This is a genomic window from Roseateles sp. GW823-FHT07B05 (assembly GCF_058794515.1).
On the sequence record NZ_JBXAGX010000015.1, the window covers coordinates 77,459 to 98,831 of the forward strand.

Sequence of the window (21,373 nt, forward strand, 5' to 3'; positions counted from 1 at the left end):
GGGTCTCTCGGGTTCAGCAGGAAGGGGGAGCGACGAAGCCAGTCACTTCCAGCCCGTAGCCGGTCATGCTGGGCATGCGGCGCGGGCTGCCGAGCAGCTTCATGTGGTGCACGCCCAGCGCCTTCAGGATCTGGGCGCCGACGCCGTAGGTGCGCAGGTCCATCGCGCTGCGGACGGGCGCGGCAGGCTTTGCGTCGCGGGCGCGGGACAGCACGCCGGCGGCGTCTTCGCCGCAGTTCAGCAGCACGACGACCCCGGCCGGGCTGGCCTTGACGGCCGCCAGCGAGGCGGGCAGACCCCAGGAGTGGCCGCAGGAACCGGCTTCCAGCAGGTCCATGACCGACAGCGGCTCGTGCACGCGTACCAGCACCTCGTCGCTGCCGCTCCAGGCGCCGTGTGTCAGCGCGAGGTGGGTGCCGCCGGTACGGTCGGTGAAGACATGGCAGTCGAACTCGCCCTGGGCCGTCGCCAGCGGACGCTCGGCGACGCGGTTGACCAGGCTCTCGTTGCGGCTGCGGTACTCGATGAGGTCGGCGATGGTGCCGATCTTCAGGCCGTGTTCGGCGGCGAAGATCTCCAGGTCCGGCAGGCGCGCCATCGTGCCGTCGTCCTTCATGATCTCGCAGATCACCGACGTGGCCGACAGCCCGGCCATGCGGGCCAGGTCGCAGCCGGCCTCGGTATGGCCGGCGCGCATCAGCACGCCGCCGTCCTGGGCCTGCAGCGGGAAGATGTGGCCGGGCTGGACGAGATCCTTCGCGGTCGCATCCGGCGCGACGGCGGCCTGCACGGTGCGGGCGCGGTCGGCGGCGGAGATGCCTGTCGTGACGCCGGTGGCGGCCTCGATGGACACCGTGAACGCCGTACCGTGCTGTGTGCCGTTGCGGCGCGTCATCGGCGGCAGCTGCAGGCGCTCGCAATGCTCGCGCGGCAGCGTCAGGCAGATCAGGCCGCGGCCATGCTTGGCCATGAAGTTGATGGCCTCGGGCGTGACGAGGTCGGCGGCGAGGACGAGATCGCCCTCGTTCTCACGATCTTCTTCGTCGACGAGGATGACCATGCGGCCGGCCGCCAGCTCGGCGACCAGCTCGGGGATGGGGGAGATGGGCATAGCCGGCGATTGTAGGTGGCGACCCTAGGTTGGGCGCAGCCGAAGGCGAAGATCTGCACCGATGGGCAGGGCTTCGAGGAGGCGCCAGCGGCGGGCCTGGTCCAGCCCGGCCAGCGGTTGCAGCGCCGCCAGCGGTCGCCCCTCGCCGATCAGCAGAGGGGCCTGATAGATCAGCAGCTCGTCGACCAGGCCCGCATCGAGGAAGGCGCCGGACAGCGTCGGGCCGGCTTCCACGTGCAGCTCGTTGATGCCTTCGCGGCCCAACTCGGCCAGCAGCGCCGGCAGGTCGGCACGGCCGGGGCCGATGGTGCGGGCCTCGCCAGGCGGCTGCAGGATGCGCGCGCCGGGCGGCAGGCGGCCCTGCGGATCCAGCACCAGGCGCAGCGGCTGCCTTGCGGTCGGCACGAGCCTGACGTCCAGCCGCGGGTTGTCCGCGAGTACCGTGCCGATGCCGGTCAGCACCGCACCGGCGCGCCGCCGCCAGGCATGGCCGTCGGCGCGGGCCGCCTCGCCAGTGATCCACTGGCTGCGCCCGTCGGGCAGCGCGGTGCGGCCGTCCAGCGAGACGGCCGACTTCAGCCGCACGAAGGGGCGGCCGCGTTGCATGCGGGAGAAGAAGCCGATGTTCAATTCCCGGGCGACATCGGCCGTGGCGGCGTCGGCCAGTTCCACCGCGATGCCGGCTGCCCGCAGCCGGGTGATGCCCTGGCCGGCCACCTGCGGGTTGGGGTCCTGCACGGCGACGACGACGCGCGCGATGCCGGCAGCAATGAGGGCGTCGCAGCAGGGTGGCGTGCGGCCGTGGTGGGAGCAGGGTTCCAGCGTGACGATGGCGATGGCGCCGCGCACGTCGTGGCCGCGTGCGGCTGCATCGCGCAGCGCCATGACCTCGGCATGGGCCTGGCCCGCAGGCTGGGTGTGCCCCGCGCCGAGCTCGCGGCCGTCAGCGGCCAGCAGCACGCAGCCTACGCGCGGGTTGGGGTCGGTCAAGCCGATGGCCTCGGCGGCCAGGGCAAGGGCGCGCGTCAGCGCGGCGGCAATGTCGGGAGCGGGCATGCGCCCAGTCTAGCCAGCCACCGGATCAGGGCTGGATCTGCACCGTGGAGTAGTCCAGGAAGATGCCGTTGGCCGGGTCCGGCGCGGGCGCCGTCGGGCAGGACACATCCCCCCGCACGACGAGGAAGTTCTGCCGCGCCAGCGAGTAGGTCACGCGCTGGTAGGTCGCGGGATGCTCTTCGTTGTCGATCTTGTCGAGTTCGTCGACCTTCGTGGCGGGGACGTAGGTGTAGCCGTTGCCGTTGTAGTCGGCGCTGTAACGGCAGACCTTGTGATCGGTGGCGGATTTGCCGATGTCCAGCCCCGTCAGCAGCAACTGGCCCCACCAGTTGCGCGGCGTTTGCGTGTTGGGGAACACGATGCAGTAGTAGTTGACCGAAGTGCGGGTGGTGAGGCCCGGCTGCGGCGCGTCGCTGAAGCAGATGTGGTTGGGCGACTCCGGGTAGTCGCCGCCCGGTGCCAGCGAGTAGGCACCTTCGCTGTCGCGGACCTTGAACTGGCTGGGCGTCAGGTTCAGATAGGCGGTCAGCGGGTAGGGCAGGGCCGTCGCCTCGGGCCGTGCCGGGTCGGGCGCGTCCGCGTTCGAGAAGCGGATGCTGCCGCTCACCAGATAGCCCACCGTGTTGTTCTTGCAGGAATCGACCGCGTCGGCCGTCAACGTCGTGCCCTCGGCGATCTCGCACTTGCCGGTGATGACGCCGGTGAGGTTGTTGAACACCCACACCGCCCCGTCGCCGTTGGGCGGGCGGAACGCGCTGCGGCCGTTGCCCAGGTCTTGCGCCGTGGGCGGGATGACTGGGTTGCGGTTGTTCGGCAGCCGCACACCATCACTGCCCGGCGTGACACCCAACGCGAGGGTGAAGACCGGATCGGCGCGGGAGATGATGGTGTTCAACGTCAGGCTCTGCCCGGTGCCGCTGCGGTCCTTCCAGTCAACCGTCACGCTGACGGTCTGAGCCCGGATCGTCTGCGGTTCGATCTCGCTGGTGGCCAGCGTCGCACCGCGGATCAGTGGCCTGACGACCCGCGTCAATGTGAACGTCGTGTTGGAGTTCTCGCCACTGATATCCTGGGACGGCACGTCTGCAAGCAGATCCGTCTCGTAGTCCCTGATCGCGGACGCTGCGCCTGCCGGCTTCTTCAGCATCGAGTAGGCGCGCAGCTTCTCGATCTCGGTCTGGGCCAGGTGCATGGCCTCGCTGCGCTGCTTGGCGACGTCGCCGCTGTAGCGCAGGTTGCTCAGCAGGCCCACCAGCGCCACCATGCCGAACGACATGACGACGAGCGCCACCAGCGCCTCGATCAGCGTGACGCCACGCTGGGCAGTGCCACGTGGGCGAAGGGGGAGGCGATGCGACTTCATGGTCGTCATTGATTCACGTAGGTCCAACTGCCGGGCACACGGACATAGCTGCCCATGCGGTTTCGCAACTGATCGGCCACTTGCTGTTGGTAGACGATGTCCACGCGTCCGGTGGTCGTCATGGAACCACCCACCAGCACGATGCCGTTCACGAGCGAAGGCATGGCGCTGCCGTTTGTCCAGCCCAGGCTGCCCGTCGTGACGAGCATGCCGTTGAGCTGGAAGGGGCCGGTCAGCTGGGCCGCGCCGTTGACGACGATCAGCATCGGGTCGTTCACGGCGCCCAGCGTCTTGTTGGTGGACAGGGCGAGGTTGCCATTCACCCAGACGATGCGCTGGCCGGCGTCGTAGGCGGCCTCCAGGGCCGAACTGCAGTCTCCGCTGCAGGTGAGCTTGCGCGCGGCCGGATGGTCCGGGTACTTGGACACGCTGGTGCCCATGAACATCCTGAACACCGCGCCGGCATCGGCGCGCGACAGGGTGTCGTCCGTTTCGGTCACGGTCTGGCTGGCGCCGCTACCGGGCACGCTTTCCAGTCGTTCATCCACGAGACCCGAGGCGCTGCCACCCAGGACCGCCAGCATGCCGGCCGAGCGGGGGTCGGTGTTGTGCAGGCCGAGGCGGTCGCTGCCGCTGGCTTGCAGATTGCCCTTGACGACCAGCGGGGCAGCCGGCGGGTTACGAACTGCGCTGACCAGGCTCAGCAGCACCGACAAACGCGACCTCGCCAGTTGTGCTTTGCTGATGTCGGCCAGTTCCCCGGGCTTGCTGCACGCACCCGGCTGGCTGCCGCTGCAGCCAGTGGCGCTCAGAGTGAGCGTTCCCGCGCGTGGGCCACCGCCCAGAGCGACGCTGAAACTCGGGATCACGTCCGTTCCGGCGACTCCTTCGCGGTCCGCATAGGCGGCGTCTGCGGCGGGGCAGCGGCAGGACCACCCCTGGTTGGAAGCATCGCGGACGCAGTCCACCAGGTCGCCGTCCGCCACGACCTTGCTCGTGAAGACGCGCTCCGTCGCGTTGACCTGCAGGTACTTGTCCGCAAAGCGCTGCCCGCCGGTGTCCCGCGGCTTGCAGGCCGCATCCACCGCGGTGCCGTTCAGTTGCGCCAGCGTCCATTCGATGCTGGCTTCGGCGGCTTCCTGCGACAGGTTGCCGCGGAAGTAACTTGACGCCACGCGCTGCTCGAACAGCATGCTGCGGTTGGCGTAGGCCGCCAGCAAGGCCATGACGAGGAACAACACCATGACGACGACAAGCGTCGCCGCGCCTCGCTCGCGCTGCGCAAAACGGTAGGGCGTGTGCGTCATGCCGGGCAGCTTCCGATGATGGCATCCGAGCGCAGGCGCTCGACCCCTGACAACGTGCGCTTGACCAGGGGGTCGTGCTTGGCCTCACCGACGATGGTGAAGCGCACCTCGCGCACCTCGTGCTTGGGGCAGGCCGACAGCGGGGCGGCCCCGCAAGGTTTGTCGCAGAAGTCGCCGACGTCGGTGGCCTGCACGGTCACCTCGACGGGAAAGTCCGTGATCTTGACGAGGTCCGGGTCGGTGATGGGCTGCCAGTTATCACGCCCGTTGACGATGCCGACGCGCGCGTACAGGACCTTGCTGCTCTTGTCCCACTTGAAGCCGAACCGCTCGCCATCGCGAGGCGCCGAGGCCCCCAACTTGCCACCGATCGGGCGCGCATAGGTGTAGGTGATGGAGCGCTGCGAGCCGTCATCCGTCCGCACCATCTCGCTGTAGGGGTTGGCTGTGGCAACCTGGGCCGCTGTTTCCGACGCCGTGCCCACGCCCGTCGGAGGCGCCCATACGCCCAGTTCTGCCTGCCCGCGGTATCCCGCACGGCGCAGGTCCTGCTGCAGCAGGTCGGCCGCCACGCGCAGGTCCTGCTGGAGCTGGGTTTCCAGCATCAGCCGGCGGTGCTCATTGATCTGGTTGACGGCCACCATGGAGGCTCCGGCAGCAACGATCAGGCCGACGGTGATGCCCACCATCAGCTCGACCAAACCCAGACCGCGCTGGTGGAAAGACTTCATCCGCATGCCGGGAACCCGCCGATGCTGCCGTCGGGAGAGCAGGTGCGCACCCGTCCGGCGGTGTTGAATTCGACGCGAAGCTCAGCGTTCGTCTTCACGCCCTTCACGATGATCTTCACGCCCTTCACGTCCGTCGGGTAAGTGCCTCGCTTGAAGGTCACCACGTACTTGTCGAAGGCCCATTGGGCGGTAGGGTCGACGTCGAAGCGCACGGAACTGCTGCGGGGCAGCAGGAACTCGCGCAGCAGACGCGCCTCGCCGACGGAGCACAAATCGTTGCCCTTGCGGCTGCAGGTGCAGGTGTCGACGTCGTCGTGGGTACTTAGGCGCAGGCAGCTGTAGTCACCGACAGACGCTTTGACGGGCTCCATGTGCAGCGACACCTTGTAGTCGGTGATGGCTGACTCGGTGCGCGCCTGCGCAAAGAAACTGGCAATCTCGCCCGCGGCGGCCACAACGCGGCGCCGCTCCATCATGGCCGTCAGCGACGGCACGGCCACGGCGAGAAGCACCCCCAGCACGGCGACGCCGATCAGCATCTCGACCAGGGTCACGCCGGAGCGCTGCTTGTAGAGGGTGGCGCGCAGCATGGTCAGCGGCCCCAGCAGTTTTGGTCGGCAGTGGTGTCGGTGCCCGAACCGTCCGCGGACATGTACTTGAACATCGCGCCTTCCAGCTTCACACGCAGGATCTGGCAGTTCTTGTCGTTGTTTTGCGGGCTGCCGCGCTTGGGCGTGGCGCTGACGACATATCCGTTCGTGAAACTGAGCGACTCACCAACGCCTTCAAGGCTCAAGTCGTAATACTTTGAAACCGCGGCGAGCTGCTCTTCCATCTTGAGCCCGTCCGAGCCCAGAGAGTCTGCATAACTCGTCCGGTTGGAGCGATACCGCTCCTGCGCTTGCACGACGCTGGTCAGTGCCGCCATCGCATCGGCCCGGCGGCCGCGGGCGATGAAGGACGTCATGGAGGGGTAGGCCACCGCCGCCAGGATGCCGGCCACGACGACGGCAATCATCAGCTCCATGAGCGTGAACCCGCGGGAGCTGTGGCAGGCGGAAGGACTCATGGCGTGAATTCTGAACAGTGGCATGAAGACAAAAGGTTACAGGATGACCGCTCATCCCCGGAGCCTGACCGCCGGTCGCCAGCCACCATGAACAAGGGATCAGGTCACGCGCACTTGGGAATGCCGCTGAGCTTGGCACCCGTGTAGCAGTTGCGGACACGGCCGGTGATGGCGATGACCTGGCGGATGCCGGTGCCGCTCTGCAGCGCCACGTCGATGCTGCCGGTCTGCGTGACCAGGCCCTGGCGGTGCTGGAACTCCAGCGTCTCGGCGTTGCTGCGCAATTGCAGGCCCTTGGCTGCGGGCAGCCATTCGGCCTTGATGACGTAGCTGCCCGGCGCCTTGCAGACGGCCTGGCCGCCGGCGCAGTCACAGTCGTTGCGGGTGCCGGCGTACAGCACATAGCAGGCGTTGGCGCCCTTGCCACTGACGCGGAAGTAGACCGAATCGCTCATGCGCGCCGCCTCCGCGCGGGCGAAGCGCAGGTCATCGGCCAGCGCCCCGGAGGCTGCACGCAGCGCCCGTTCCTGGCGCATCTTGCTGAGGTTGGGCACGGCCTGGCTCAGCAGCGTGGCGCCGACGCTCACGCAGACGCACATTTCGACCAGCGTGAAACCGAGGCTGAGGCGGCGGGTGGCGGTGCGGTTCATGGCGGCTCCGAGAGGTTCGTTGGCGATGAACGAACTCTAGAAACCAGCCCCGCGGACGTCTTTCCCCCTTAAGGCGGAACGGAGGGGGAGATAGGGGGAGATGGAGGAGGGGCATCCCCCGGCACCCCCTCCGAAGAGGGACAGGGAAAGCCCGGATTAAATTTCTCGAATCAGCTGACGGAACTCGTCGACATCTTCGAAGCTGCGGTAGACCGACGCGAAGCGCACGTAGGCGACCTTGTCGATGCGCTTCAACTCGCGCATGACCAGTTCGCCCAACCGCGTGGACGCGATCTCGCGGGCGCCGCTGGCGAGCAGCTTTTCCTCGATGCGGTTGATGGCCGCGTCGATCTGCTCGACGCTGACCGGCCGCTTGCGCAGTGCGAGCTGCATGGAGGCGCGCAGCTTGGTGGCGTCGAAATCGGCGCGCCGCCCGTCCTTCTTGACGACCGACGGCAGCGCGATGTCCGGCCGCTCATAGGTCGTGAAGCGCTTGTCGCAGGACAGGCAGCGGCGCCGGCGCCGGACGACGTCGCCCTCATCCGATTCCCGGGTCTCGGCAACCTGGGTCTCGGCGTGAGAGCAGAACGGGCAGCGCATTCGGTCGCTTTAGCCGCGGTAGACCGGGAAGGCAGCCGTCAGCGCGGCGACCTTCTCGCGCACGGCGGCCAGGTTGGCCTCGTCGTGCGGCTTGTCCAGCACGTCGGCGATCAGGTGGGCCGTGGCGCGCACCTGTTCTTCCTTGAAGCCGCGCGTCGTCATGGCCGGCGTGCCCAGGCGGATGCCGCTGGTCACCATGGGCTTCTGCGGGTCGTTGGGGATGCCGTTCTTGTTGCAGGTCATGTGGGCGGCGCCCAGGATGGCCTCGGCTTCCTTGCCGGTCAGGTTCTTGGGGCGCAGGTCCACCAGCATGACGTGGCTTTCCGTGCCGCCGGAGACGATGCGCAGGCCGCGCTCGATCAGCGTCTCGGCCAGCACCTTGGCGTTCTTGACGACCTGCTCCTGGTAGGCCTTGAACTCGGGCGACAGCGCTTCCTTGAAGGCCACGGCCTTGCCGGCGATGACGTGCATCAGCGGGCCGCCCTGGATGCCGGGGAAGATCGCCGAGTTGATCTTCTTGGCGATGTCTTCCTTGTTCGTCAGGATGATGCCGCCGCGCGGGCCGCGCAGGCTCTTGTGCGTGGTGGACGTGACGACGTCGGCATGCGGCAGCGGGTTCGGGTAGACGCCCGCAGCGATCAGGCCGGCGTAATGGGCCATGTCGACCATGAAGTACGCGCCGATTTCCTTGGCGATCTTGCCAAAGCGCTCGAAGTCGATGCGCAGCGAGTACGCCGACGCACCGGCAATGATGAGCTTGGGCTTCTTCTCGCGGGCCAGGGCTTCCATCGCGTCGTAGTCGATGGCTTCGTTCGCGTCCAGGCCATAGCTGATGACGTTGAACCACTTGCCGCTCATGTTCAGCGGCATGCCGTGCGTCAGGTGGCCGCCCTCGGCCAGGCTCATGCCCATGATGGTGTCGCCGGGCTGCAGCAGCGCGAAGAACACGCCCTGGTTGGCCTGCGAACCGGAGTTGGGCTGCACGTTGGCGAACTCGGCGCCGAACAGCTGCTTCAGGCGATCGATGGCCAGTTGCTCGGCCACGTCGACGTACTCGCAGCCACCGTAGTAGCGCTTGCCGGGGTAGCCCTCGGCGTACTTGTTGGTCAGCTGGCTGCCCTGGGCTTCCATGACGGCCGGCGAGGTGTAGTTCTCGCTGGCGATCAGCTCGATGTGGTCTTCCTGGCGGCGCGTCTCGTTCTGGACGGCGGTCCAGAGCTCGGGGTCGACCAGGGCGAGGGTGGAGGTGGTGCGGTCAAACATGGCAGGTGTTCCGAAGGTCAGGCGGTGAATCCCCGGCGGTCACGGAGGACGTGAAGCTCAGGGCTGCCCAGGCGAACGGCTGAAAGCGGTGAGGCATCAACCTCGGCCGCCTCACGCTCCCCGGTGGTGTCCCACCTCAGGGCAGCTCGTGCCCCTGATCGCCAGTCGCGTGAGCGGCCAGTGTAATTCAGCGCAGCAGCGCAATCTGGGCGGAATCGCCACCCGTGGACGGCGCCGACGCCGCCTCACGCAGCGGGCGCAGCGCCGGGGCGGTGTTGGGCGCCACGGTGCGGCCCGAGATGACGGCCTTCAGCAGGTCGTGCTCGGCCAGCACGCGCGCCGTGTAGCCGGTGTCCTCGGCCAGGTTGGCGGCGCCCACGTAGTAGCGCAGGCCCTCTTCCAGGCTGCCGGCGCGCAGGATGCATTCCTTGAGCACCTGCACGCCGACGCGCAGGTTGGTCACCGGGTCGAACGCGGCCAGCGTGCCGCCGAAGGCTTCGTACTTGTCGTCGTGCACGCGGGTCATGACCTGCATCAGGCCCTGCGCGCCGACGGCGCTCTGCGCGAACGGGTTGAAGCGCGACTCGATGGCCATGATGGCCAGGATCAGCGTCGGCTCGACCTTGGCGCGGTTGCCCACGGCCCAGGCTTCCTGCACGAGGCGGCTGATTGGCTCCGGCGCCACGCTGTAGCGGCGCGCCAGCCAGTGGGCCACGGCAGCCTGCTGGCGGCTCAGCTCCTTGGGGTCGGTGGCGGTGGCGCGGGCGATGGCGTCCGGCTCGGCGGCGGCCAGCAGCGTGTTGCCCTCAGCCTCGGCGCGCGCTTCCTGGCGGGCGCTCAGCCAGCCCAACGCGGACGATTCCAGCTTCTCGCGCAGGCCGGCCTGGCTGGAAAACACCATCAGCACGGCCACCACCGCCAGGCCCACCAGGGCCAGCGTGTTGTGGCTCACCACGAGCAGGCCGTTGCCGATGTCCTTCACGAACAGCGACGCCGAATCCCGCGTCAGGCGAGCCAGGCTGATGAGATCTTGACGTGTCGTCATGCGACTCCTTGGTGTCGCGGCCCGCCACAGGCTGCCGGGGGAGCGGCGGTCTGGGTGAGGCGACGGTGATAATTTCCCGGCCGTTGAAGCTTGGTCTGTGGCATCTGCGTGCCCGGTGGACCTGGCCGGTTGGGTTCCGTAGAAACCCGAAGCGGGCGAATTCTAGGGTTTGAAGATAACCCGTCAAGGCTGTTTTGGCCGATCAAAACTACTTTCAGTTATGAAATACAGCGACCTGCGGGACTTCATCGCCGGCTTGGAGGGCTTGGGCGAACTCAAGCGCGTGCGTGAAAAAGTCTCGCCCGTGCTGGAGATGACAGCCCTCAGCGACCGCGTGCTGCGGGCCGGCGGACCGGCCCTGTTGTTCGAGAACCCGGCGGGGCATGCCACCCCCGCCTTGACCAATCTTTTCGGGACAACGCGTCGCGTCGCATTGGGCATGGGCGCTGACTCTCTGGCCGATTTGAGGGATGTGGGGCGGGTGTTGGCCAGCCTCAAGGAACCCGAGCCGCCCAAGGGGTTGAAGGACGCCGGAAAACTGCTGCAGATGGCCAAGGCGCTGTGGGACATGAAGCCCGCCGTGCAGCGCAAGGCGCCGTGCCAGGAGGAGGTGTTCGAAGGCGCCGACATCGACCTCGGCCGCCTGCCCATCCAGCATTGCTGGCCGGACGACGCAGCCCCCCTGATCACGTGGGGTCTGGTCATCACGCGCGGCCCGACGCGCACGCGCCAGAACCTCGGCATCTACCGCCAGCAGCTCATCGGGCCGCGCCAGGTGATCATGCGCTGGCTCGCGCACCGAGGTGGTGCGCTGGACTTCCGCGACTTCGCGCTGGCGAACCCGGGCCAGCCGTTTCCCATCGCCGTGGCGCTGGGCGCGGACCCGGCCACCATCCTCGGCGCCGTCACGCCGGTGCCGGACAGCCTGTCCGAGTACCAGTTCGCCGGCCTGCTGCGCGGCTCACGGACGGAACTGGTCAACACAGGCGTCGGCGGCGACAAGCCGTTGCAGGCGCCGGCGTCGGCCGAAATCGTGCTGGAAGGCCACATCCCGCCCGCGCCCCCCGGCTACACCGGTGTCAGCGAGCGCGGCGTGCCGCTGAAAGAGAAGGGCGGCTACCTGCACGCGCTGGAAGGCCCGTTCGGCGACCACACCGGCTATTACAACGAGCAGGACTGGTTCCCCGTCTTCGAGATCTCGCGCCAGACCCAGCGCGCCAACCCGATCTACCACTCCACCTACACTGGCAAGCCGCCGGACGAACCGGCCATCCTGGGCGTGGCGCTGAACGAAGTCTTCGTCCCCATCCTGCAGAAGCAGTTCCCGGAGATCGTCGACTTCTACCTGCCGCCCGAGGGCTGCAGCTACCGCATGGCCGTCGTCTCCATCAAGAAGAGCTACCCCGGCCACGCCAAGCGGCTGATGTTCGGCATCTGGAGCTTCCTGCGCCAGTTCATGTACACGAAGTTCATCGTCGTCGTGGACGATGACATCGACACGCGCAACTGGCAGGAGGTGATCTGGGCCATCACGACCCGCATGGACCCGGTGCGCGACACGACGCTGGTGGACAACACGCCCATCGACTACCTGGACTTCGCGTCGCCCGTCAGCGGCCTGGGCGGCAAGATGGGGCTGGACGCCACCAACAAGTGGCCCGGCGAGACGGACCGCGAATGGGGCCGTTGCATCACGCTGCCGCCCGAGGTCACCGCGCGGGCCGAAGCGCTATTCGGGCAACTCTTCTTGAAGGCCTGACGCCGCTCGCCTACTGTTGTCAGGCCTTTTCAGGCAAACCCTCTGGCGCAATCTTTGCGCGCCAGGAGCCCAGTGGCAGATCGCCTCTGAGCCCCAAGGTGGCCTCGCCACCCCACCCCGCCCGGCCTTCAAGCCCGGCGGGGTTTCTATTTCTAGCGACCGCCAGCGCGGGCCATGGCCTCGTAGACGACATAGCGCACCCGCTCGAAGCCGCTGCGGCTGGGGCACCAGTCGTCGAACGACGTCTCTCCGTTGTCGGCGCGCAGGCCCACCGGCGCGGGCACGATGCGCATTCCCAGCGGCCCGGCCTGGGCCTCGAAGGCCCGCAGCGCACGCGTCATGTGCTCCTCGTGCGTGACGAGCAACACCTGCTTGATGCCGGCCTGCGCCAGCAGCGGCAGCGTATTGGCGGCGTTCTCGCGCGTGTCCCGCGAGTTGCCCTCGGCCCAGCGCAGCGGCAGGCCATAGTCCTGCGCCGCCACGCGGCCGATGATGCTGGCCTCGGACTGATGCAGCTCCCTGGCCGTCCAGCCGATGCCGCCCGAGAACCCCAGCGGCCAGCCGGTCCGGCGCGCCAGCCAGACGCCGTAGGCCAGGCGCTCGGCGGTGATGTCGTTGGGTGTGCCGCCGCCGTACTCCGGCGCGTGGCGGCGCACGCCGCCGCCCAGCACCAGCACGGCGCCGTCGGCTTGCCCCTTCAGCGCGTCGACCTGGGCCGGCGCCAGCAGCGGTGGCTGGCCGGCCAGCCGGCTCAAGGCCTCGCCCGCCACTTCGGTCGCCGACAGCCACGCCAGGGCCAGCGCCACGCCCAGCACCCAGCCGCCGCCACGTCGGCGCCGCCGCAGCCGCCAGCCGCCCCAGGCGGCCAGCAGCAGCAACGGGGCCGGCGGCAGTGCAAGCGCCAGCAGCAGGGTCTTGAAACCTGAATAGTCGAGGGGGAAGCTCACGAAGCCATCATCGTCGACATCAATAATGCGTCCGCCGTGATGACCGCTCCCCGTTCCCAACTTCGTATCGCCCTCTGGACCCTGGTCGCGCTGTCGGCCCTGGTCTCGCTGGTCCTGTTGATCGTCACGCTCGCGCTGCCGGGCTGGATGGCCGGCCGCGGCATGGCGCTGGCCAGCGATGCGCTGGGCCGCCCGGTCAGCCTGCAGCAGGCGCATTTCCAGCCGTGGCGCCTGGCCATCGTGCTGGACGGCCTGCAGATCGACGCCGCCGCGCCGGGCCAGCCGCCACTGTTCAAGCTCGCCAAGCTCGACGCCGCGCTGTCGCTGCGCTCGCTGCTGCGCGGGCATCTCGTCGTCGAATCGCTGGCGCTGACCCAGCCGGAGCTGCGCATCGCCCGCACGGCCGAGGGCCGCTACGACATCGATGACCTGATCACTCGCTTTGCCGCCAAGCCCGGCGCGCCGCCGAGCGATGACCCCGAGTTCGCCGTCTACAACATCGAGCTCAGCGACGGCCGCGTCGTGTTCGACGACCGCCCGGTGCAACGCACGCACGAACTGGCCGCCTTGCACCTGGCGCTGCCGTTCGTGTCGACGCTGGCCTCCGATGTCAAGGTCAAGGTGCTGCCGCACCTGAGCGGTCAGCTGGACGGCGTTGCCTTCGACAGCCGTGCCGAGGCACTGCCCTTTGAAGATGACGCCAGCGGGCGCCTGTCGTTCAAGCTGGCCGGGCTGGACCTGGCACCGCTGGCCGCCTACCTGCCGGCCAGCCTGCCGTTGCGCCTCACCACGGGGCGCCTGGACGTGGACCTGGCGCTGGACTTCGCCGAGCGCCCCAGGCAGCCGCCGGGCGTCAAACTCAGCGGCGGCGTGCAACTGCACGAGCTGGCGCTGACGATGCCTGATGGCCAGCCGCTGCTGGGCTTCAAGCGCCTGAGCGTGCCACTGGCCGACGTGCAGCCGCTGCGCCGCCAGCTTGGCTTCGGCCGGATCGTGCTGGAGTCACCCCATGCCTGGGTGCGGCCGTTGCCCGCGTCGACCAGCGGCAGCGGCGGGACGGCAGCGCCGTGGCAGGTCAGCGTGGCGGGGCTGGAGGTCACGGACGGCCAGCTGACGGTGCGCGACCTGGCGCTGGACGCGATCCAGCTGAAGCTGGGCGCCGCCGCCTGGCCGCTGAAGGCGCCGGCCCAGCTCGACGCCAGCCTGCAGCTGGGCGAAGGCCGGTTGAGCGCCAGCGCCAGGCTGGCGCCCGAATGGCTGGACGCGCAGGCCGAGCTCAACGACCTCGCCGTCGAACGGCTGGCCGCATGGCTGCCGCCGCCGACGGGTGCCCGGCTGGTGGCCGGCGTGTCGGCCAAGGCGGCGCTCGGCGTCAAGGACCCGCTTGCCGACGGCGCGGCCGATCGCGCCCAGCTGACCTTGCGCGAGGTCCAACTGGCGGACGCGCGCCTCAGCCTCGCGGCCAAGCCGGTGCTGTCGCTGGCCGCGGCGCGGCTGGACCAGGCCGACATCGACCCCGCCAGGCGCACGCTGCGCCTGGGCACCCTCAAGCTCGACGCGCCCCGCGCGCTCCTGGCCCGTGATGCGCAGGGCCAGCTCAACATCGCGGCGCTGCTGCCGCCCGAGCCTGCCGCGCCGGCCAACGGCCCGGCGTGGACGCTGCAGCTGGCCGGCCTGCAGGTGGAGCGCGGCGCGCTGCGCTGGCGCGATGCCGCCGTGCCTGCCGGCGTGGCGCCGGTGGCGCTGACCGTCGAGCCGTTGCGGCTGCAGCTCGGCGCGCTGGCCTGGCCGGCAGCCGCGCCGGTGCAGACGCAGCTGAGCACGCAGCTCGCCGCGCTGGGTGCCAACGACCAGCCCGTGGCCGCCAGCGCCGGCAGCCTGCAATGGCAGGGCCGTGTGGGCCTGGCGCCGCTGTCCGCGGCCGGCAGCCTGCAGGCCCAGGCCTTGCCGCTGCGCCTGCTGGACGCCTACCTCGACCCCGCCTGGGGCGTGCAGATCGAGCGCGCCGAAATGGGCCTGAAGACCACGCTGGAGGCCGCGCAGCAGGGCGACGGCGCCTGGCGGGCCGCGCTGGCGGGCGACGTGCGCATCGGGCCGCTGGCGCTGGCGCAGACGCGGATCGTCGACGGCCAGCGTGTCAGCGGCGAGGACCTGCTCAGCTGGCAGCTGCTGCAGCTGGACGGCGTCCAGCTGGCGCTGGCGCCCGGCGCGCCGCCGCGGCTGGCGGTGCGCGACGCGCTGCTGGACGACGCCTATGCCCGCCTCATCGTCAGCGAGCAGGGGCGCTTCAACCTGCGCGACCTGGGCCCCGCGGGAGCGGCCCCGGCAGCGGCATCGGCGCCTGCCTCCGCGCCGGCACCGGCCCCCGCCGCGTCGGCGCCCGAGATCGCCGTCGAGCGCATCGTCGTGAACCGCGCCACGGTGGACTTCAACGACCGCTTCGTGAAGCCCAGCTACAGCGCGCGGCTGACCGAGCTGCAGGGCTCGCTGGGCGCTTTCTCCACGGCCGGCACGGCAATGGCGCCGCTGACGCTGCGCGGCAAGGTGGCCGGCACCGGCGTGCTGGACATTGCCGGCCAGCTCAAGCCCGGCAGCCCGCCGGCCATGGACATCCAGGCCAACGCGACGGACATCGAGCTGGCGCCGCTGTCCACCTACGCCGGCAAGTACGCGGGCTACGCCATCGAGCGCGGCAAGCTGTCGGCGCGGCTGGCCTACAAGGTGGACGCGGGCGGCCAGCTCGTCGCCACCAACCAGATCATCCTGAACCAGCTGACCTTTGGCGACCGCGTGGACAGCCCCGACGCGACCTCGCTGCCGGTGCGCTTCGCCGTGGCGCTGCTGAAGGACAGCAACGGCGTCATCGACGTGAACCTGCCGGTCAGCGGCTCGCTGACCGACCCGGAGTTCAGCGTCGGCGGGCTGGTGTGGAAGCTGCTGCTCAATCTGGTCGGCAAGGCGCTGACGTCGCCGTTCTCGCTGTTCACCGGCAGCGATGCGCCCGAGGAGGCCGAGATCGCCTTCGCGCCGGCCAGCGCCGAGCCGGCCGCCACCGACAAGCTGGACCGCATCGCCCGGCTGCTGGCCGACAAGCCCGGCGTGCAGCTCACGCTGACCGGCTGGGCCGACGCCGAGAGCGAGATTCCCGCGTTGCGCGAGCAGCGCCTGGACGCCGCACTGAAGGCCGAGAACGCCGCCACGCCCGACGCCGCGCTGAAGCGCCTGTACACCGCCACCAAGCTGCCCAACAAACCGCGCAACGTGCTGGGCCTGGCCCAGGACCTGCCGCCCGCGCAGATGCGCGGCCTGCTGATGGCCAGCTACGCGGTGGACGACGAGGCGCTGCGCCAGCTGGCCGTCGCCCGCGCGGTGGCCGTGCGGGACGCGCTGCTGGCCCGCGGCGCGCCCAATGCCCGCGTCTTCCTGGCCGCGCCCAAGCTCTGCGACGGGGCTTGTGCGAGCGGCTGGCGCCCCCATGTCGAGCTGTCGCTCGCAGCCCATTGAAAGTCACGTCATGACCCACGAACGAATCACGCTGGCCGGCGGTTGCTTCTGGTGCACGGAGGCCGTCTACGAACAGGTGCGCGGTGTGCACCGCGTCGAGAGCGGCTACAGCAACGGCCAGCACCCCAGCCCCAACTACGAACAGGTCTGCAGCGGCACCACCGGCCATGCCGAGGTCGTGCGGCTGGACTTCGACCCCGCCGTCGTGTCGCTGCGCGAGCTGCTGGAGGTGTTCTTCACCATCCACGACCCGACGACGCTGAACCGCCAGGGCGCCGACGTCGGCACGCAGTACCGCTCGGCCGTCTACTGGCACACCGAGGCGCAGCGTGAGCTGGCGGCCGAGGTCATCCGCGAGGCCAACGAGCACCACGGCGGCCGCGTCGTCACGGAGCTGCTGCCCGAGACCAACTACCACCCGGCCGAGGCCTACCACCAGCACTACTACGCCCGCAACCCGGAGCAGGGCTATTGCGCGTTCGTCGTGGCCGGCAAGGTGGACAAGTTCCTCGCCAGCTTCAAGCGCCTCGTCAAGTGATGCTGGCGTGGGGCGGGCTGCGCCACCGCTACGCGGGCGGCGCCGAGATGGCCTATGCGGACTTCATGCTGCCCGGCGGCCGGCACCTGCTGCTGCGCGGCGCGTCGGGCTCGGGCAAGTCGACGCTGCTGGCGCTGCTGGCCGGCCTGCTGCGCGTGCAGCAGGGCCTGCTCAGCGTGGCCGGCACCGAGCTGCAGGCCATGCCCCCCCGCGCGCTGGACGCGTGGCGCGGCGCGACGCTGGGCGTCGTGCCGCAGCGGCTGCATCTGAGTGACGCGCTGACCGTGGCCGAGAACCTGGCGCTGCCCGCGCTGGCGGCGGGGCAGGGCGCCGACACGGCCCGCGCCGCGGAGCTGCTGGCGGCGCTGGACATCGCCGACCTGGCCGGCCGCCGGCCGCACCAGCTCAGCGTGGGCCAGGCGCAGCGCGTGGCACTGGCCCGCGCGTTGATGCGCCGCCCGCGGCTGCTGCTGGCTGACGAGCCCAGCGCCAGCCTGGACGACGAGCACGCGCTGCACATGCTGGCGCTGCTGCTGAGCACGGCCGAGCGCGAGGGCTGCACGCTGATCGTCGCCAGCCACGACAGCCGCGTCATCGATGCGCTCGGCGAGCGGGATGACGTGACGGAGCTGGTGCTGCCGGGCCGTTCGGCCGACAGGCATGGCGGCGCGAACGCGTCGTCGGACCGCACGACGTTCTGGTCCAGCGGGGTGACGCGATGATCCGCCTGGCCTGGCGCTATCTCTGGTCCAGCCCGTTGACGACGGCGCTGAACCTGCTGCTGCTGACCCTGGGCCTCGCGGCCGTGACCTTCGTGCTGCGCGCCAGCGCCCAGGTGGAGGCCGGGCTGCGGCGCGACCTGGCCGGCATCGACCTCGTCGTCGGCGCCAAGGGCAGCCCGATGCAGATCATGCTGGCCGGCGTGTTCCACCTCGATGCGCCCACCGGCAACATCCCGCTGGCCACGCTGGAGCTGCTGAAGCGCCAGCCGCTGGTGGCCCAGGCGGTGCCGCTGTCGCTGGGCGATTCGTTCCGCGGCTTTCGCGTCGTCGGCACGACGCCCGACTACCTCGACCTCTACGGCACGAAGCTGGGGCAGGGCGCCTTGTGGACCAAGCCCATGCAGGCGGTGCTGGGCGCCGAGGTGGCGCGCGCCAGCGGGCTGAAGCCGGGCGACCATTTCGCCGGCAGCCATGGCCTGGCCGGCGGCGATGCCCATGCTGACCACCAGTTCGAGGTCGTCGGCGTGCTGGCCGATTCGGGCAGCGTGCTGGACCGGCTGGTGCTGACCGACCTCGCCTCGGTCTGGGAAGTGCATGGCGACCATCACGACGCGAACGACGCCCATGACGGCGACGACGCTGCCCGGGAGATCACGCTGGCGCTGGTGCGCTACCGCAGCCCGCTGGGCGCCGCGATGCTGCCGCGCTGGGTCAATGCGCAGGAGGGCCTGCAGTCCGCCGCGCCGGCGCTGGAGACGGCCCGGCTGATGCGGCTGGTGGGGGCGGGCACCGAGGTGCTGCGCGGCTTCGGCATCGTGCTGCTGATCGCCGCGGGGCTGTCCGTCTGGGTTGCCTTGCTGCACGCGGTGCGCGCCCGCCAGGGCGACCTGGCCATGCTGCGCATGCTGGGTGCGCCGGCCCGGCGCATCGCCACACTCATCGCGCTGGAAGCGCTGCTGCTGGCCGGCCTGGCCACGGTGCTGGGGCTGGCGGCGGGGCATGGCCTCGTCGCCGGGCTGGAGCACCTGCTGGCCGAGCGGCAGTCGCTGCGGCTGGGCCCGCTGGGCGTCAGCGAGGCCGAATGGCTGGTGCCGCTGCTGGCCGGCGGCCTGGCCCTGCTGGCTGCGGCGTGGCCGGCGTGGCGGGCCTACCGGCTGGACGTCACGACGCTGCTGCAGGCGCCGCGCTGACGTTGATGACCCAGGTCACGCCGAACCTGTCCTTCAGCATGCCGTAGAGCGGCGCCCACGGCGCCGGTGCCAGAGGCTGCACGACGGTGGCGCCGTCGGCCAGCCCGGCCCAGCGCTGGGCGGCCTGCTGCGCGGTGCCGCAGCCCACGCAGATGAAGTAGGCGTTCTCGCCGGGCTGCCAGGCGGTGCCGGTGGGCACGTCGTAGGCCATCACCTGGAAGCCATCGGCGGCGCGCACTTGGCCCCACATGAGGCGGTCGGCGTCCTGCGGGTCGCGCACGCTGCGGGCGTCCTGGTAGGTCATCAGCGTGATGTCACCGCCGAAGGCGGCTTGGTAGAACTGCAAGGCCTCGCGGGCCTGGCCGCACAGGTTGATGTGAGGGACGACGGAGACGGTCATGGGTGGTTTTCGTGAGAGTGGAGGAGGCGTCGTCATCGCCCCGGAGGAGGGCGCCCGGCAATGAACCGACGACTGCTACTCTAGGCAGGCCTCCTGCCAGTTTTCGTCAGTTGCAGATTGCCCGCCATGTCCCGCCCCGAACGCCTGTTCCGGCTGCTCCAAGCCCTGCGCACGCTGCCGTTGCCCGTCACGGCGCAGCAGCTGGCGGCCGAGACCGGCGTGTCGGTGCGCTCCATCTACCGCGACATCGAGAGCCTGCGCATGTCCGGCGCCGAGATCGGCGGCGAGCGCGGCCTGGGCTACTGCCTGATCGAGGACGGCACGCTGCCGCCGCAGACCTTCACGCGGCTGGAGATCGAGGCGCTGGTGCTGGGGCTGGCCGAGGTGCGCCACCTCGGCGACCCGGCGCTGGCCCAGGCCGCGGCGTCGGTGCTGGGCAAGGTGGTGGCCACGCTGCCGTCAGTGGGGCAGCAGCACATCCAGCATGCGGTATCGCAGGTGCACCGCTTCTCCGCGCGCCCGCCGCTGGCGACCGACATGCAGCAGATCCGCGAGGCCTGCTGGCGCGAGGAGGCGCTGCAGCTGGACTATGTCGACCGCGACGGCGCGGCGACCGCCCGCAAGGTCTGGCCGCTGGGCATCGTCTACGTCGACCGGCTGCTGGTGCTGCTGGCCTGGTGCTGCCTGCGGCAGGACTTCCGCATGTTCCGCCCGGAGCGCATCCAGCAGGTCGAGCGCCTCGGCGAGAGCTTTCGCCCACGGCGCGCGGCGCTGCTGCGCCAGTACCTGCAGCAGCTGAAGCCCTTGTCAGAGGTGCGCCATGCCGCGGCGGCACAATGACGCCCTTGCCCGCCAGCGTCTCGCCGTCACCATGAAGTTCCTCCTCGCCGCAGCCCTGTTTGCCGCCACCGCCGCGTTCGCACAGACCGCGCCCACGATGGGCCAGGGCCCGGGCTATCACGACCCGCGCAGCCCCTTCAAGCCGCTGGAAGAGCGCGCCGACATCGTGTCGTGGAAGCTGCTGTCCCAGGTCACCGCCAAGGCCGAGAAGAAGAAGCTCGTGCCGACCTTCCCGGCCGCCGTGCAGGCGCTGGACCGCAAGACGGTGAAGGTGCAGGGCTTCATGACGCCGCTGGAGGCGGGCGACAAGCAGCAGCACTTCCTGCTGTCGTCGGTGCCGACGAGCTGCTCCTTCTGCGTGCCGGCCGGCCCCGAGGGCATGGTGGAGGTGCGCACCAGGAAGCCCGTGCGCTACACGCTGGAGCCGGTCGTCGTCGAGGGCACGCTAGCCGTGCTGATGGACGACCCCTACGGCCTGTACTACCGCGTCGAAGACGGCGCTGCCGTCAACTGATCACGGCGCGAGCCGGTCGCGGCGCCAAGCGCCGTCGTCCAGCGTGAACACCAGCCGGTCGTGCAGCCTCGAGCGGCGGCCCTGCCAGAACTCGTAGCGCTCCGGCACCAGCCGGTAGCCACCCCAGTGCGGCGGGCGCTCCGGGTTGAGCCCGTGCTGCACGGCGGCCTTGGCTGCGTTGGTGACCAGCACCGCCCGCGAGCTGATGACGCGGCTCTGCGGCGACGCCCAGGCACCCAGGCGTGAGTCCAGCGGGCGGCTCTTGAAGTAGTCGTCCGACTCCTGCGCCGACGTCTTCTCGACACGGCCCTCGATGCGCACGACACGCTCCATCTCCACCCAGTGGAACTGCAGCGCCGCGAACGGGTTGAGGGCTAACTCCTCACCTTTGCGGCTTTCGTAGTTCGTGAACCAGACCATGCCGCGCGCGTCCGCCCCCTTCAGAAGCACCACGCGCGTGGACGGGCGGCCATTGGCGCCGACGGTGGCCACCGTCATCGCGGTGGGCTCCGACACGTCGTGCGCGATGGCCTCGTCCATCCAGCGGTTGAACAGCGCCAGCGGGCCGTCGGCGGCCTCGGCCTCGTCCAGCTCCCCTAGTTCGTAGCTCTTTCGGAAGTCACTGAGTTTGCTCATGGCGGGAAGTCATCGGGCTTCGGCTTGGGCCCGCTTTGGATCGGAAAGGCTGCCCAGTCTAGGCGCAAGGCACAGCGATGCCCGGAGGCATCGCGAGCACTTGCAACAACGACGGGGTAGCCTTTCCG

Annotated in this window: 21 protein-coding genes and 1 riboswitch; of the genes, 7 read left to right on the forward strand and 14 right to left on the reverse strand. The window is 69.9% G+C overall.

What is annotated here, in order from left to right; translation table 11 throughout:
* Nucleotides 1-13 precede the first annotated feature (13 nt).
* The 11 genes from ribBA to AC1Q7O_RS23735 form a co-directional block, all read right to left on the reverse strand.
* Nucleotides 14-1,111 (reverse strand): bifunctional 3,4-dihydroxy-2-butanone-4-phosphate synthase/GTP cyclohydrolase II, encoded by a 1,098-nt coding sequence (ribBA, locus tag AC1Q7O_RS23685; RefSeq protein WP_492661233.1) that lies wholly within the window; start codon nt 1,109-1,111, stop codon nt 14-16.
* Between the two features lie 24 nt (nt 1,112-1,135).
* Nucleotides 1,136-2,167 carry a bifunctional diaminohydroxyphosphoribosylaminopyrimidine deaminase/5-amino-6-(5-phosphoribosylamino)uracil reductase RibD gene (ribD, locus tag AC1Q7O_RS23690; protein WP_492661232.1) on the reverse strand — a complete coding sequence of 344 codons (1,032 nt, stop codon included), beginning with the start codon at nt 2,165-2,167 and terminating at the stop codon, nt 1,136-1,138.
* 25 nt (nt 2,168-2,192) lie between these two features.
* Complete coding sequence (locus AC1Q7O_RS23695; RefSeq protein WP_492661231.1) at nt 2,193-3,530, reverse strand: type IV pilus modification PilV family protein; 1,338 nt, start codon at nt 3,528-3,530, stop codon at nt 2,193-2,195.
* A 5-nt stretch (nt 3,531-3,535) separates the two neighbouring features.
* Nucleotides 3,536-4,837: a PilX N-terminal domain-containing pilus assembly protein gene (locus tag AC1Q7O_RS23700; RefSeq protein ID WP_492661230.1), complete on the reverse strand. Its 1,302-nt coding sequence runs from the start codon at nt 4,835-4,837 to the stop codon at nt 3,536-3,538.
* Nucleotides 4,834-5,568 (reverse strand): PilW family protein, encoded by a 735-nt coding sequence (locus AC1Q7O_RS23705; protein ID WP_492661229.1) that lies wholly within the window; start codon nt 5,566-5,568, stop codon nt 4,834-4,836. The genes AC1Q7O_RS23700 and AC1Q7O_RS23705 overlap by 4 nt, the downstream gene beginning before the upstream one ends.
* The gene (locus AC1Q7O_RS23710; RefSeq protein ID WP_492661228.1) at nt 5,565-6,158 is read right to left on the reverse strand and encodes a pilus assembly FimT family protein; all 594 of its coding nucleotides are present in this window, start codon (nt 6,156-6,158) and stop codon (nt 5,565-5,567) included. Before AC1Q7O_RS23710 ends, AC1Q7O_RS23705 begins: the two co-directional genes overlap by 4 nt.
* A gap of 2 nt (nt 6,159-6,160) precedes the next feature.
* The gene (locus tag AC1Q7O_RS23715; RefSeq protein WP_492661227.1) at nt 6,161-6,637 is read right to left on the reverse strand and encodes a type IV pilin protein; all 477 of its coding nucleotides are present in this window, start codon (nt 6,635-6,637) and stop codon (nt 6,161-6,163) included.
* Nucleotides 6,638-6,741: 104 nt separating this feature from the next.
* Nucleotides 6,742-7,287: a pilus assembly FimT family protein gene (locus AC1Q7O_RS23720; protein WP_492661226.1), complete on the reverse strand. Its 546-nt coding sequence runs from the start codon at nt 7,285-7,287 to the stop codon at nt 6,742-6,744.
* Between the two features lie 156 nt (nt 7,288-7,443).
* Nucleotides 7,444-7,887 (reverse strand): transcriptional regulator NrdR, encoded by a 444-nt coding sequence (nrdR, locus tag AC1Q7O_RS23725; RefSeq protein WP_492661225.1) that lies wholly within the window; start codon nt 7,885-7,887, stop codon nt 7,444-7,446.
* Nucleotides 7,888-7,896: 9 nt separating this feature from the next.
* On the reverse strand, nt 7,897-9,150 hold the full coding sequence (glyA, locus tag AC1Q7O_RS23730) for a serine hydroxymethyltransferase (protein ID WP_492661224.1): 1,254 nt from the start codon (nt 9,148-9,150) through the stop codon (nt 7,897-7,899).
* Between the two features lie 58 nt (nt 9,151-9,208).
* A riboswitch (ZMP/ZTP riboswitch) is annotated at nt 9,209-9,329 on the reverse strand.
* 8 nt (nt 9,330-9,337) lie between these two features.
* Nucleotides 9,338-10,195, reverse strand: a complete 858-nt coding sequence (locus tag AC1Q7O_RS23735; protein WP_492661223.1) for a lytic transglycosylase domain-containing protein — start codon at nt 10,193-10,195, stop codon at nt 9,338-9,340.
* Between the two features lie 220 nt (nt 10,196-10,415).
* Here AC1Q7O_RS23735 and ubiD point away from each other — a divergent pair, with 220 nt between their 5' ends.
* Nucleotides 10,416-11,954 (forward strand): 4-hydroxy-3-polyprenylbenzoate decarboxylase, encoded by a 1,539-nt coding sequence (ubiD, locus tag AC1Q7O_RS23740; RefSeq protein WP_492661222.1) that lies wholly within the window; start codon nt 10,416-10,418, stop codon nt 11,952-11,954.
* 152 nt (nt 11,955-12,106) lie between these two features.
* Here ubiD and AC1Q7O_RS23745 read toward each other — a convergent pair whose 3' ends face one another.
* Nucleotides 12,107-12,901, reverse strand: a complete 795-nt coding sequence (locus AC1Q7O_RS23745; protein WP_492661221.1) for a YdcF family protein — start codon at nt 12,899-12,901, stop codon at nt 12,107-12,109.
* Between the two features lie 39 nt (nt 12,902-12,940).
* On the opposite strand from AC1Q7O_RS23745, the gene AC1Q7O_RS23750 reads away from it, so the two are divergent.
* Genes AC1Q7O_RS23750 through AC1Q7O_RS23765 form a run of 4 tightly spaced genes read left to right on the forward strand, consistent with a single transcriptional unit; the run spans nt 12,941 to nt 18,855 of the window.
* Nucleotides 12,941-16,405, forward strand: a complete 3,465-nt coding sequence (locus tag AC1Q7O_RS23750; protein WP_492661220.1) for a DUF748 domain-containing protein — start codon at nt 12,941-12,943, stop codon at nt 16,403-16,405.
* 10 nt (nt 16,406-16,415) lie between these two features.
* Nucleotides 16,416-16,943 (forward strand): peptide-methionine (S)-S-oxide reductase MsrA, encoded by a 528-nt coding sequence (msrA, locus tag AC1Q7O_RS23755; protein WP_492661219.1) that lies wholly within the window; start codon nt 16,416-16,418, stop codon nt 16,941-16,943.
* The gene (locus AC1Q7O_RS23760) at nt 16,943-17,665 is read left to right on the forward strand and encodes an ATP-binding cassette domain-containing protein (protein WP_492661218.1); all 723 of its coding nucleotides are present in this window, start codon (nt 16,943-16,945) and stop codon (nt 17,663-17,665) included. The genes msrA and AC1Q7O_RS23760 overlap by 1 nt, the downstream gene beginning before the upstream one ends.
* Nucleotides 17,662-18,855, forward strand: coding sequence for an ABC transporter permease (locus AC1Q7O_RS23765; RefSeq protein WP_492661217.1), 1,194 nt, complete (start codon nt 17,662-17,664; stop codon nt 18,853-18,855). The genes AC1Q7O_RS23760 and AC1Q7O_RS23765 overlap by 4 nt, the downstream gene beginning before the upstream one ends.
* On the opposite strand, the gene AC1Q7O_RS23770 is transcribed toward AC1Q7O_RS23765, so the two are convergent.
* On the reverse strand, nt 18,827-19,255 hold the full coding sequence (locus tag AC1Q7O_RS23770) for a VOC family protein (RefSeq protein WP_492661216.1): 429 nt from the start codon (nt 19,253-19,255) through the stop codon (nt 18,827-18,829). The genes AC1Q7O_RS23765 and AC1Q7O_RS23770 overlap by 29 nt on opposite strands.
* 126 nt (nt 19,256-19,381) lie before the next feature.
* Between AC1Q7O_RS23770 and AC1Q7O_RS23775 the strand changes: the two genes are divergently transcribed.
* Nucleotides 19,382-20,095, forward strand: a complete 714-nt coding sequence (locus AC1Q7O_RS23775; protein WP_492661215.1) for a helix-turn-helix transcriptional regulator — start codon at nt 19,382-19,384, stop codon at nt 20,093-20,095.
* A gap of 31 nt (nt 20,096-20,126) precedes the next feature.
* Nucleotides 20,127-20,609 carry a DUF3299 domain-containing protein gene (locus AC1Q7O_RS23780; RefSeq protein WP_492661214.1) on the forward strand — a complete coding sequence of 161 codons (483 nt, stop codon included), beginning with the start codon at nt 20,127-20,129 and terminating at the stop codon, nt 20,607-20,609.
* On the opposite strand, the gene pdxH is transcribed toward AC1Q7O_RS23780, so the two are convergent.
* Nucleotides 20,610-21,245: a pyridoxamine 5'-phosphate oxidase gene (gene pdxH / locus AC1Q7O_RS23785; protein WP_492661213.1), complete on the reverse strand. Its 636-nt coding sequence runs from the start codon at nt 21,243-21,245 to the stop codon at nt 20,610-20,612.
* Nucleotides 21,246-21,373 lie beyond the last annotated feature (128 nt).